The 13,341-nt window shown below is 64.1% G+C and carries 9 protein-coding genes; all 9 read right to left on the bottom strand.

The annotated features are described in order from the left end of the window. Positions 1-16: 16 nt before the first annotated feature. Positions 17-4,465 (bottom strand): glutamate synthase large subunit, encoded by a 4,449-nt coding sequence (gene gltB / locus AC0J42_RS02360; protein WP_416422063.1) that lies wholly within the window; start codon positions 4,463-4,465, stop codon positions 17-19. A gap of 396 nt (positions 4,466-4,861) precedes the next feature. Then, positions 4,862-6,481, bottom strand: coding sequence for an AAA family ATPase (locus tag AC0J42_RS02355; protein WP_473005145.1), 1,620 nt, complete (start codon positions 6,479-6,481; stop codon positions 4,862-4,864). 14 nt (positions 6,482-6,495) lie between these two features. Beyond that, positions 6,496-7,593, bottom strand: a complete 1,098-nt coding sequence (aroB, locus tag AC0J42_RS02350; RefSeq protein ID WP_416422061.1) for a 3-dehydroquinate synthase — start codon at positions 7,591-7,593, stop codon at positions 6,496-6,498. Between the two features lie 131 nt (positions 7,594-7,724). Next, positions 7,725-8,243 (bottom strand): shikimate kinase AroK, encoded by a 519-nt coding sequence (gene aroK / locus AC0J42_RS02345; protein WP_416422060.1) that lies wholly within the window; start codon positions 8,241-8,243, stop codon positions 7,725-7,727. Positions 8,244-8,247: 4 nt separating this feature from the next. Then, positions 8,248-10,341, bottom strand: a complete 2,094-nt coding sequence (locus AC0J42_RS02340; protein ID WP_473005144.1) for a type IV pilus secretin PilQ — start codon at positions 10,339-10,341, stop codon at positions 8,248-8,250. A gap of 35 nt (positions 10,342-10,376) precedes the next feature. Then, complete coding sequence (gene pilP, locus AC0J42_RS02335; protein ID WP_416422058.1) at positions 10,377-10,901, bottom strand: type 4a pilus biogenesis lipoprotein PilP; 525 nt, start codon at positions 10,899-10,901, stop codon at positions 10,377-10,379. Continuing rightward, positions 10,898-11,557 carry a type 4a pilus biogenesis protein PilO gene (pilO, locus tag AC0J42_RS02330; RefSeq protein WP_416422057.1) on the bottom strand — a complete coding sequence of 220 codons (660 nt, stop codon included), beginning with the start codon at positions 11,555-11,557 and terminating at the stop codon, positions 10,898-10,900. The genes pilP and pilO overlap by 4 nt, the downstream gene beginning before the upstream one ends. Next, entirely contained in the window at positions 11,554-12,126 is a 573-nt protein-coding gene (locus AC0J42_RS02325) for a PilN domain-containing protein (protein WP_416422056.1), read from the bottom strand. The genes pilO and AC0J42_RS02325 overlap by 4 nt, the downstream gene beginning before the upstream one ends. Beyond that, positions 12,126-13,190 (bottom strand): pilus assembly protein PilM, encoded by a 1,065-nt coding sequence (locus AC0J42_RS02320; protein ID WP_416422055.1) that lies wholly within the window; start codon positions 13,188-13,190, stop codon positions 12,126-12,128. The genes AC0J42_RS02325 and AC0J42_RS02320 overlap by 1 nt, the downstream gene beginning before the upstream one ends. Positions 13,191-13,341 lie beyond the last annotated feature (151 nt).

Genomic DNA, 13,341 nt, shown 5'->3' with positions numbered 1-13,341 from the left:
CTTCTTCAGGCGCATATCACTGCGGGTTGGCACGGGTGCTGGTGAGCAACGATTTCAAGCTGGCAGCCTTGGGCTTGACCAACCAGAAACGGCGCAGGTAGTCGTCCAGGTTTTCCCAGACGTTACGGCCCCACTCGCTATCGGTTTCTGCCACGTATTCGGCCAGCACGCGTTCGATGTGGCTGCGGTAGGCCTCCATCGCTTCGCCGCTGATGCGCTGGATTTCCACCAGTTCGTGGTTGACGCGGTCAACGAAGCTGTTGTCCAGGTCCAGCACGTAGGCGAAACCACCGGTCATCCCGGAGCCGAAGTTGTAGCCGGTCTTGCCCAGTACGCAGACAAAACCACCGGTCATGTATTCACAGCAGTGATCGCCAGTGCCTTCCACCACAGTGTGGGCACCGGAGTTACGCACGGCGAAGCGCTCGCCCGCGGTACCGGCGGCGAACAGCTTGCCGCCCGTGGCGCCGTACAGGCAAGTGTTGCCGATGATGGCGCTGTCCTGGGTCTTGAACGGGCTGCCTTTGGGCGGAACGATCACCAGCTTGCCGCCGGTCATGCCCTTGCCCACGTAGTCGTTGGCGTCGCCTTCCAGGTACATATTCAAGCCACCGGCGTTCCACACGCCGAAGCTTTGGCCCGCGGTGCCGTTGAAGCGGAAGGTCACAGGCGCGTTGGCCATGCCCTGGTTGCCGTAGGCACGGGCGATTTCACCCGAGATACGGGCACCGATCGAACGGTCGCAGTTGCAGATGTCCAGGCTGTAGTCGCCGCCGGACTTGGCAGCGATGGCGCCCTTGGCCATTTCGACCATTTGCTCGGCCAGCAGGCCCTGGTCGAACGGCGGGTTGCGGTCCACTTCGCAGAATTGCGGCTTGTCGGCCGGAATGTGCGAGCTGCCCAGCAGCGGCGTCAGGTCCAGGTGGTTCTGCTTGGCGGTCTGGCCTTCCAGCACGTCGAGCAGGTCGGTACGGCCGATCAGCTCGCCCAGCGAGCGCACGCCCAGCTTGGCCAGCCATTCACGGGTCTCTTCTGCCACGTAGGTGAAGAAGTTGATGACCATGTCGACGGTGCCGATGTAGTGGTCCTTGCGCAGCTTGTCGTTCTGGGTGGCTACGCCGGTGGCGCAGTTGTTCAGGTGGCAGATGCGCAGGTATTTGCAGCCCAGGGCGATCATCGGCGCGGTGCCGAAGCCGAAGCTCTCGGCGCCCAGGATGGCTGCCTTGATCACGTCCAGGCCGGTTTTCAGGCCGCCGTCGGTCTGTACCCGCACCTTGCCGCGCAGGTCGTTGCCGCGCAGGGTCTGGTGGGTCTCGGCCAGGCCCAGCTCCCACGGTGCGCCCGCGTACTTGATGGAGGTCAGTGGCGAGGCACCGGTACCGCCGTCATAGCCGGAGATGGTGATCAGGTCGGCATAGGCCTTGGCCACGCCGGCGGCGATGGTACCCACGCCTGCCTCGGCCACCAGCTTCACCGAAACCAGTGCGGCCGGGTTGACCTGTTTCAGGTCAAAGATCAGCTGCGACAAGTCTTCGATGGAGTAGATGTCGTGGTGCGGCGGTGGCGAGATCAGGGTCACGCCCGGTACCGCGTAGCGCAGCTTGGCGATCAGGCCGTTGACCTTGCCGCCTGGCAGCTGGCCGCCCTCGCCCGGCTTGGCGCCCTGGGCTACCTTGATCTGCAGCACTTCGGCGTTGACCAGGTATTCGGGGGTAACACCGAAACGGCCGGTGGCAACCTGCTTGATCTTGGAGCTGCGGATGGTGCCATAGCGGGCCGGGTCTTCGCCGCCCTCACCGGAGTTGGAGCGCGCGCCCAGGCGGTTCATCGCTTCGGCCAGGGCTTCGTGAGCCTCGGGCGACAGCGCACCCAGCGAGATACCCGCCGAGTCGAAACGTTGCAGGATGGCTTCCAGCGGCTCGACGTCGTCGATCGACAGCGGCGTGGCCGCTTCCTTGACCTTGAACAGGTCGCGGATCATCGACACCGGGCGGTTATCCACCAGCGACGTGTATTCCTTGAACTTGGCGTAGTCGCCCTGCTGCACGGCGGCTTGCAGGGTGTTGACCACGTCAGGGTTGTAGGCGTGGTATTCGCCACCGTGCACGAACTTCAGCAGGCCGCCTTGCTGGATCGGCTTGCGCGCGCTCCAGGCTTCGACGGACAGGGCTTTCTGTTCGGCTTCGATGTCGACGAAGCGCGCGCCCTTGATGCGGCTTGGCACGCCACGGAAGCTGAGGTTGCAGACTTCCTCGGACAGGCCGATGGCTTCGAACAGCTGCGCGCCGCGGTACGAGGCCACGGTGGAGATGCCCATCTTCGACAGGATCTTCAGCAGGCCCTTGGTGATGCCCTTGCGGTAGTTCTTGAACACCTCGTAGAGGTCGCCCAGCACTTCACCGGTACGGATCAGGTCGCCCAGCACTTCGTAGGCCAGGAACGGATAGACCGCCGAGGCGCCGAAGCCGATCAGCACGGCGAAGTGGTGCGGGTCGCGTGCCGTGGCGGTCTCCACCAGGATGTTGCTGTCGCAACGCAGGCCTTTCTCGGTCAGGCGGTGGTGCACCGCGCCGGTGGCCAGCGAGGCGTGAACCGGCAGCTTGCCCGGGGCAATGTGACGGTCGCTGAGCACGATCTGGGTGTGGCCGGCACGCACGGCTTCTTCGGCCTGGTCGGCGATGTTGCGTACGGCCGCTTCCAGGCCCACGCTCTCGTCGTAGTTCAGGTCGATGATCTGCCGCTCGAAGCCTGGCAGGTCGAGGTTCATCAGCGAGCGCCACTTGGCCGGGGAAATGACCGGCGAGCTGAGGATCACGCGCGAAGCGTGCTCAGGCGACTCCTGGAAGATGTTGCGCTCGGCGCCCAGGCAGATTTCCAGGGACATCACGATCGCTTCGCGCAGCGGGTCGATCGGCGGGTTGGTGACCTGCGCGAACTGCTGGCGGAAATAGTCGTACGGGGTGCGCACGCGCTGGCTCAGCACCGCCATCGGCGTGTCATCGCCCATGGAGCCCACGGCCTCGTAGCCCTGCTCGCCCAGCGGGCGCAGCACCTGGTCACGCTCCTCGAAGGTGACCTGGTACATTTTCATGTACTGCTTGAGCTGCTCGGGGTTATAGAAAGACGACCCGTGGTCGTTGTCTTCCATGGTGGCCTGGATGCGCAGGGCGCTCTTGCGCAGCCACTGCTTATAGGGGTGGCGCGACTTCAGGCGGTTGTCGATGGCGTCGGTGTCGAGGATCTGGCCGGTCTCGGTGTCCACGGCGAAGATCTGGCCCGGGCCGACGCGGCCCTTGGCCACGACGTCTTCAGGCTTGTAGTTCCACACGCCGATTTCCGACGCCAGGGTGATGTAGCCGTTCTTGGTGGTTACCCAGCGGGCCGGGCGCAGGCCGTTGCGGTCCAGCAGGCAGACGGCATGGCGACCTTCGGTCAGTACCACGCCGGCCGGGCCGTCCCACGGCTCCATGTGCATGGAGTTGTACTCATAGAACGCCCGCAGGTCGGGGTCCATCGTCTCGACGTTCTGCCAGGCTGGCGGAATCAGCATGCGCACGCCACGGAACAGGTCGATACCGCCGGTGACCATCAGCTCCAGCATGTTGTCCATGCTCGAGGAGTCGGAACCCACGCGGTTGACCAGCGGGCCCAGCTCTTCCAGGTCCGGGATCAGGTCGTTGGCGAACTTGGTGCGACGGGCCTGGGCCCAGTTGCGGTTGCCGGTGATGGTGTTGATCTCGCCGTTGTGGGCGAGGAAACGGAACGGCTGCGCCAACGGCCACTTCGGCAGGGTGTTGGTGGAGAAGCGCTGGTGGAAGACCGCGATGGCGGTCTTCATGCGCTCGTCGCTCATGTCCGGGAAGAAGGCGGTGAAGTCCGCCGGCATCATCAGGCCTTTGTAGATGATGGTCTTGTGCGAGAAGCTGCAGATGTAGTGGTCGGTGTCGGCGGCGTTGGCCACGGACGAGCGACGACGGGCGCTGAACAGCTTGATCGCGAATTCCTGGTCGCTCAGGCCTTCGCCACCGATGTACACCTGCTCGATTTTCGGCAGGCGCTCCAGAGCCAGGCGGCCCAGGACGCTGGTGTCGATAGGCACCTGGCGCCAGCCGATCAGGTTCAGGCCGGCTGCCAGGATCTCGCGGTTCATGTTTTCGCGCGCGGCATCGGCGCGGGCGTCGTCCTTGTTCAGGAACACCATGCCCACGGCGTACTGCTTGGGCAGCTCGACGCCGAAGGTTTCCTGGGCGACGGCGCGCAGGAACTGATCGGGCTTCTGCATCAGCAGGCCGCAACCGTCACCGGTCTTGCCGTCCGCGTTGATCCCACCGCGGTGGGTCATGCAGGTCAGGGCTTCGATGGCTGTTTGCAACAGGTGGTGACTGGGTTCGCCGGTCATATGGGCAATCAGCCCAAAGCCACAGTTGTCCTTGAATTCATCGGGTTGGTACAGACCTGTTTTCATAGACACTTTCTCACCAGGCTGCCCCCTTGGGGGACAAATTTCTTTTCAATTCAACCGCTTACCAACCGCGCCGAACGTACGCCAGCTTTGCAGGGGCAAAAGGGAGGTCATTGTACACAGCGACAGGGTCGCCCACAAATTTGCACGGCGACTCCGCACAAAATCATGTCGCAATTCTATAAGTTTTAAGCAAGGTGTTGTGGTAGCAACGATGCTTGAGTCTGAAGCTTATCAGCCTGGACTGCAATGGGGGTAACCACAGACAGTCTGGGACACGAAAGCCTGCCGCGTTCTGCGCAGCAGGCTTGAGGTCGTATCAGGAGACGCTCAGCGGGGTGGCGGGGATGGTGCCACCGGACAAGGCCCCGACCGCCATAGGGTCAGGGCTTGCGGCATTCAGCGCGTCGATGCCAGGTCTTGTTGGACGCTGGCGACACTTCTAGGCCAAGGTTTACCAGCCTGGACCTTCGCTGGCAAGTTCTTGATTGCCGCAACCGCTGCATCGCGGTTGCTGAAGCTGCCGTAGGTGATCACGTACAGGGGTTTGCCCTGCAGGGTTTTCTTGAAGTAGCGGTACTCGCCGCCCTGCTCTTTCACGTAGTTCTGCGCGGTGGCTTCGCTGCTGGTGCCCAGGATCTGCACCACATAGTTGCCAGCGGCCTGGCCCTTGTACCAGCCAGCGCCAGCACCGCCTGCGGCAGGCTTGGCAGCGGCCACGGGCTCAGGCTTCTTCTCGACGGCCTTGTGCTCGGGCTTGGCGGTAGCCACCTGTACTGGCGCCTTGTGCACAGGCGCAGGCGCCGGTGCAGGGCGCGCGGCGGCCACGGGGGCAGGCGCGGGGGTTGGCACCGGCACTGGCGTGGCTGCAGGGCCTGCCGGCACGCCAGGTGGCGGCGCGGTGGTGGTCACAGTGGGCGGCGCCGAGGAACCATGGGCGATTGGCGTGGTTTCCTCGCCATCACCCGCACCTGCGGCCTCGGCCAGCGGGCCACGCATCACGGGCTGCGACTGGCCGACCAGCGGCAGCGGCATGGGCTTGGAGTTGCCGGCGAACTCGATGGCGGCGTTGCTGCCGTCCTGGTTCGGCTGGGCGTTGCCCGGCGTGCCCTGGCCCAGCGGCAGCTGCGCCTGTTCGGTAGCCGGCGCTGTAGGCGCGTTGGCAGACTTGCGGCCCGGCAGCAGGGCCGCCGCAGCCACGGCGATCACCACAACCCCGGTCAGTGCCAGTACGTGTTTTTTCGGCATTTTGAACCCCATAGATGGACGCTTCACCGCCGAGCGGCTAGCGATCATGGCCTCGATCATTGCATCACGGGCGACCTGGTTGATTGCGCCGGGCCAGCCTTCGGAATTTTCGTGAATGTCGGCAATCTGATCATTGGTAAAGAGTTGGATCCCCTGCCCTGCCCCTTCCAGACGCTGGGCCAGGTACTCGCGGGTTTCCTCGACGCTGTACGGTTGCAGCTCGATAACGTGGAACAGCTCCTGCTCGGCGCTCAGCTGCTCCAGCCCGTCGATCACCGACGCCTCGCCGAACAGGAACACGTGGGGGCGGCCTTCCGGGGTACCGGCTGCCAACGTCAGCAGGGCTTCGAGTGCGGATTCCTCAAGTTGTTCCGCATCGTCCACCAGCAAATACACTTCCTGGCCGGTCAGGGCCAGCTGTACTACCTGGGCCAGGATCGCCTGGGTGTCGGCCTTGGCCAGGTTCAGCGCCTGGGCCACTTGGGCCAGTACGCTGGCCACGTCGCCGGCGCCGCGGGCCGATACCACCACGCTCTGCACCGACTGCTTGTTGGTGCTGGCCACCAGGGCCTGGCGCAGCAGGGTCTTGCCGCTGCCCTCGGGGCCGGTGACTACCAGCAGCAGCTGGCTGTAGCGCGCCAGGTGGTGCAGCTGCCCCAGCACCGGCTTGCGCTGGGCGGGGAAGAACTTGAAGCCCGGCACACGGGCCGCAAAGGGGTCGTGGTCCAGTTGGTAGTGGCCCAGAAAGGCCTCATCGGCGTGCAGTGTCATCGAACTCTATTACCTCAAAGCGAAGCCGCGATGGCGCGGTAATCCGCCGCCAGCGTGGCTTGTAGAACTTCAGTTGGATAATCGTCGGTCACCACGGCTTCGCCAAGGTGACGCAACAACACCAGGCGCATGCGGCCATCGATCACTTTCTTGTCGACGGCCATATGCTGGAGAAATTGTGCGGGGGTCATGTCCGCCGGCGGCACCACCGGCAGGCCGGCGCGCTGCATCAGGCGGATGCCGCGGTCGCGGGCCTGCTGGCTGATCCAGCCCAGGCGCATGGACATTTCCAGGGCCATGGCGGTGCCGGCGGCCACGGCTTCACCGTGCAGCCACACGCCGTAGCCCATCTGGGTCTCGATGGCGTGGCCAAAGGTGTGCCCCAGGTTCAGGGTGGCGCGCACGCCGGTCTCGCGCTCGTCGGCGTTGACCACTTCGGCCTTGGCCTCGCAGGAGCGCTTGATGGCGTAGGTCAGGGCGGTCTGGTCCACCGCGCGCAAGGCGTCGACGTTGTCTTCCAGCCAGCCCAGGAACGGCTCGTCGCAGATCAGCCCGTACTTGATCACCTCGGCAAGGCCTGCGGACAGCTCGCGCGCCGGCAGGGTCTTGAGGCTGGCGGTGTCGATGACCACGGCGTTGGGCTGGTAGAACGCGCCCACCATGTTCTTGCCCAGCGGGTGGTTGATGCCGGTCTTGCCGCCCACCGACGAATCGACCTGGGACAGCAGCGTGGTAGGCACCTGGATGAAATCGACGCCGCGCTGGTAGCAGGCTGCGGCAAAGCCGGCCATGTCGCCGACCACGCCGCCGCCCAGGGCGATGATGGTGGTGCGGCGGTCATGACGGGCGGTCAACAGGCCATCGAAGATGAGCTGCAGGGTTTCCCAGTTCTTGTAGGCCTCGCCGTCCGGCAGGGCCACGGAGGTCACCGAGTAGGCGCCCAGGGCGCGGCTCAGCTGTTCCAGGTAGAGGGGGCCGACGGTCTCGTTGGTGACGATGGCCACCTGACGACCGGCAATGTGCGGTGCCAGCAACTCGGGTTGGCCCAGCAGGCCTTCGCCAATGTAGATCGGGTAGCTGCGCTCACCCAGTTCGACCTTGATTGTCTGCATGTTTCCCCACAGTGAAGCCGGGCCCGTCGCCCTGTCTCAGGATTTATTATTTGTCGACATGCACCCTGGCTGGCAAGCCGGGGCGATGCCGAGGATAGCGCATTTGCGCGGGCACTCCATGACGATTCGCGTCAGCGGGGCGGCAACTGCGCCAGCCGTTCGAGAATGTCGAGCACCACCATGCGTGGCGGCCGCTCGTCGGTTTCCACGATCAGGTCGGCAATTTCCCGATAAAGCGGGTCGCGCACGGCCAGCAGCGCACGCAGCGTGCCCGCAGGGTCGGCGGTGCGCAGCAGTGGCCGGTTGCGGTCACGGGCGGTGCGGCCCACCTGCTGCTCCACGGAGGCATGCAGGTAGACCACGCGGCCACCGGCGTGCAGGGCCTGGCGGTTTTCACCGCGCATCACCGCGCCGCCACCGGTGGCCAGCACCAGCCCGTCATAGCCGCACAGCTCGGCCAGCATGGCCTGCTCGCGGTCACGGAAACCGGCTTCGCCTTCTTGATCGAAGATCCAAGGAATGTTCGCACCCGTGCGCAGTTCAATTTCCTTGTCGGAATCCTTGAACGGTAACCGGAGCTCTTTGGCCAGCAATCGACCAATGGTGCTCTTACCGGCACCCATTGGCCCAACAAGTATCAAATTTCGCACAGAATCAACGACTCACAGCAATCGCCTGGTTATTCATGATACGCGGAGTGAGGAAGACCAACAGCTCGGTTTTTGCCTCAGACACGGTATCCGATCGAAACAGGCGGCCAAGATACGGCACATCACCGAGAAATGGCACCTTGTCTGTCGTTTTAGTTTGGGTATTGGAGAAAACACCGCCAATTACCACTGTTTCGCCATCATTGACGAGGACCTTGGCCTTCACCTCGTTCTTCTTGATCGGCGGCACGCCGTTGAGCTCGTTGGCGTAGTCGGGCTCATCCTTGTTGACCTTCACGTCCATGATGATGCGGTTGTCCGGGGTGATCTGCGGGGTCACCTCCAGCGACAGCGAGGCCTCCTTGAACGCCACCGAGGTGGCACCGCTGGACGAGGACTCCTGGTACGGCACTTCGGTGCCCTTGATGATGCGCGCGGTTTCCTTGTCCGAGGTCACCACCTTGGGCTGCGACACCACTTCGCCGTTGCCGGTGGCTTCCATGGCACTGAGCTGCAGGTCCAGGGTCAGGTTGTTGGACACATAGCCCAGGCCGATGCCCGAGGTGGCGCTGGTGGCGCCCAGGTCGACGAAGGTGTTGGTGCTGGTGGTCTGGGTGCCGGCCACGGTCCACTTGCTGCTGCCCGAGCCGTTGGTCGCACCGCTCCAGCTCACGCCCAGGCTCTTGTCGTAGTTGACGTTGGCCTCGACGATGCGTGCCTCGATCATCACCTGGCGCACCGGAATGTCCAGTTGGGCGACGATGCGCCGCAGCTCGTCCAGGCGGTCCTGGGTCTGGTAGGCGATGATGTTGTTGGTGCGCTCGTCCACGGTGATCGAGCCGCGCTCGTCCACCTTGGTCTTGGAGTTGGTCACCGACTGGAACAGCTTGGCAATGTCGGCGGCCTTGGCGTAGTTCACCTGCAGCAGCTCGCGACGCAGCGGCGCCAGCTCCTCGATCTGCTTCTGCGACTCCAGCTCCTGGCGCTCGCGGGCGGCGATTTCCGCCGCCGGCGCCACCAGCAGCACGTTGCCGACCTTGCGCTTGTCGAGGTTCTTTGTCTTGAGCACCAGGTCCAGGGCCTGGTCCCACGGCACGTTCTGCAGGCGCAGGGTGATGCCGCCCTGCACGGTGTCACTGGCCACCAGGTTGAGGTTGGTGAAGTCGGCGATCAGTTGCAGCACCGAACGCACGTCGATGTCCTGGAAGTTCAGCGACAGCTTCTGGCCGGTGTACACGAAGCGATCGGCGTTCTTGCGGGCGATGTCCTCGGCGGTGACCTGGCGCACGCTGACGGTCAGCTTGTTGTCGGTCTGGAACACCGAGTAGTCGAAGGTGCCGCCCGGCTCGATGGTCACGGTGGCGGTGTCCGCCGAGGCCGTGGAGTTGACGAACTGCACGGGGGTGGCGAAGTCCTTGACGTCCAGGCGCACGCGCAGCGGCTCAGGCAGCTGGGTCTTGGGGAAGGTCAGGACGATCTTGTTGCCCTGCTCCTGGATATCGGGGCTGATGCTTGGGTCGCTGAGGTCGAGCAACACGTTGCCTTCGCCCTGCTCGCCGCGCTGGAAGTCGACGTTGCGAATGGCGCGGCCGGCTGGCTGGCCGTACACCGGGCGCGACGGCGCCGCACTGGCCACCGCAGTGCGTGGCAGCGCGCCAACCGGGGCAGCGGCGGCAGGCGCCGGGGCACGGGCCACCGAGCCACCCACCAGGTTGCTGGCGCCCTGGCCGATCATCACGAACAGGTTGTTGCCTTCCACGCGGGTGCCGTAGGGCGCCAGGTTGGTGAGGTTGACGATCAGCCGGGTGCGGTCCTTGGCTTCCACCACGGTCACGCTGCGGGCGTTGCCCACGCCCAGGTCACGGGTCTTGGTAGCCAGGCCGTTGGTCACCCCGGGCAGGTCCAGGGCAATGCGCGCCGGCTGGTCGGTGGTGTAGCCGCGTGGCGCCGGCACGGGGGCGTCGAAGGTCAGCTTGAGCTCAACCCGGTCCCCTGGCAACGCCGCCACATCCAGTGTTTTCAGGGTGGCCGCCATCAAGGCAGGCGAAAGCAGCGCCATCCATAGCGAGAGACCAAGGGCTGAAAGCATCCTATTCATTATCGATTTCCACTATGCGTGCGTGACCAGGCCCGTTATGAGCGTTCTTTCAAAGTGATGGTGCGCGGCCGTTCCAGCCAGCCGCCCTCGCCATCGGGGACAATCTCGACCACGTCGACCTGCGAATCGGTGATCGACACGATTCGCCCTTCGTTGCGGCCCAGGTAGTCGCCCACCTTCATGCGGTAAACCCCACCGGCGCCCTTCATCAGGGCGAACTTGCCGGTTTCGTTGGCCAGCGTACCGACCATTTCAAACTGCTCGATGTTGAAGCCTTCCAGGAACTGCTTGACCCGGGTGGGATCGGGCTTGACCTGCCTGGCGCCCTTCTGCCGGTGCGCCAGGTCGATCTTGACCGGCGGCTGGAACGGGCTGCGCAAGGCCGAGGCCTGGTAGGTGAACGGCTCGTAGGGGGCGAACTTGGGGATAGGCTCGATCGTCCCCCGGGGCCGTGCCTTGACGCCATCCATGTAGGCTTTCAGGTCATCGAAATCGCCGTTGCCACAGCCGGAAAGCAGGGCCATGAAACCGATCAGCACAAGGCTGCATGCTGCCCTCATTTGGCCGCTCCCTTGTCCTGGGCCGGGCCCGGCCCCTTGTCCTTGTCACCGTCGTGGTAGCGGTAGGTCTTGGCCAGGATGTTCATGCGCAGCAACGTGGTGTTGCCGTCGACCACCGGCTTCACCTCGAAGTCATGCAGGGTGACGATGCGTGGCAGGCTCGACACACCGCTGACGAAGGTGCCCAGGTCGTGGTAGTTGCCGGTCACGGTGATCTGGATGGGCAGCTCGACGTAGAACTGCTGGGTGACCTCGGGCAACAGCTTGATTTCCTCGAACTCCAGGCCGCTGCCCAGGCCGGTGCGGGTGATGTCTTCCAGCAGGCCCGGCACCTCGGTGTCACTAGGCAGCTGGCGCAGCATGGCGCCGAAGGAAATTTCCATTTCCTTCATCTGCTGGGTGTAGGCCTCCAGGTTTGCCGCCTGGAATGCCTTGCTGGCGTATTGCTCCTTGAGCGTTTGTTCCTGGGCGCGGGCGCGCTCCAGCTCGTCACCCATGTCGCTGATGTGGAAGTTGTAGCCAAGGGCCAGGATCAACACCATCAGCAGCACCCCGGCGATACCTTTCATCGCCGGCGGCCAGGAGCCCAGGTTGTTGAAGTCCAGCTCGCTGAGGTTGATCTTGCGCAGGCCATCCATCCATTCGGAGAAATTCATTTCGCGTTCTCCTCGGTGGCGGGCGAGGTCTGGCGGACCGTGAGCTGGAAATTGTTGCTGTTGGTCTGCTGCTGGTCCGCGCCCGGCTTGGCCTTGACCTCGGTCAGGCTGGGGGCGGCCATCCACGGCGAAGCTTCCATGTTGCGCATCAGGTCCGATACACGATTGTTGGATTCAGCCGAGCCGGACACGGCAATGCTCTTGTCGGTCATCTTCACGTCGGTGAAATACACCCCGTCCGGCACGGTGCGCGCCAGCTGGTCGAACAGGTGGCCGATGATCGGGCGGTTGGCCTGCAGGTCCTGGATGATCTTCATGCGCTCGATCAGTTGCTTGCGCCGCGCCTTCAGCTCGGCGATCTGCTTGATGCGCTCGTCAAGGGCGGTGATCTGCGTCTGGATGTAGGCGTTGCGGGCGTTCTGCTGGTCGATGGCATGGCTGTAGTACTGGTCGGCCAGCAGGATGATGCCGACACCGCCCACCACCACGCCGGCCAGGGCCAGCAGGAAGCGTTTCTTGCGTTCTTCGCGCAGCTGTTCGCGCCACGGCAGCAGGTTGATGCGCGCCATCAGTCAAAACTCCTCAACGCCAGGCCGCAGGCAATCATCAGCGCTGGCGCGTCACTGGCCAGGGCGCCGGCGTTGACCTTGCTGCTCAGGGCCATGTCGGCAAAGGGGTTGGCGACCATGGCCGGGGTGCCCAGGCGTTGCTGGATCAGCTGGTCGAGGCCGGAAATGGAGGCGGTGCCACCGGCCAGCAGGATGTAGTCGACGTCGTTGTGCTGGCCGGCAGCGAAGAAGAACTGCAGCGAGCGCGAGACCTGCTGCACCACGGCGTCCTTGAACGGCTGCAGCACCTCGGCCACGTAGTCGTCAGGCAGGCCGCCCTGCTTCTTGGCCAGGCCCGCCTCTTCCATGGACAGCCCGTAGCGGCGCTGGATCTCCTCGGTGAGCTGGCGGCCACCGAACAGCTGTTCGCGGGTGTAGATGATGCGGCCGTTGTGCAGCACGCTGAGGGTGGTCATGGTGGCGCCGATGTCGACCACGGCCACGGTCAGCGGGCCCTCGCCTTCCATCAGCGTCGGTTCCAGCAGGCCGAAGGCGCGCTCCAGGGCGTAGGCCTCGACGTCGACCACGCGCGCCGTCAGGCCGGCCAGGGCCAGGGCCGCCTCGCGCACCTCGACGTTTTCCTTGCGGCAGGCCGCCAGCAGCACGTCCACCCGCTCGGGGTTGCGCGCCGAATAGCCCTGCACCTCGAAGTCGATGGCGACCTCTTCAAGCGGGTAGGGAATGTATTGATCGGCCTCGACCTTGAGCTGGTTTTCCATTTCGTCTTCGGAAAGCGCAGCGTCCATCTCGATGGTCTTGGTAATGACAGCGGAACCTGCGACCGCCACGGCCACGGTCTTGGCGCTGGTGCGGGCCTTGACCAGCACGCGTGACAAGGCCTGGCCCACGCCCTCGAGCTCCGCGATGTTCTTTTCCACCACCGCGTTGGCCGGGAGGGGCTCAACCGCGTAGGCTTCGACTCTGAACCGGTTGCCGGAGCGACTGAGCTCCAGAAGCTTCACCGATGTCGAGCTGATGTCGATCCCCAAAAGCGAATTTGCTTTCTTGCCGAAGAGTCCAAGCACGCCCGATTCCCTATCATTATCCGTGACTTACGGACCACTTATAGTACGAAGCATTTAATAGCAGTCTTGACAGAAGCGCAAATAACGCTCTGTGTCTAAAAATGCTTATAATGCCCAGCACTTTTGCCCTGGTCGCCGTGCCTTGTGCGTA

The organism is Pseudomonas sp. Tav-5-1A, from assembly GCF_055755055.1.
Note: the sequence above shows the minus strand (reverse complement) of the source record. Positions and strands in the feature narration are given on the sequence as shown.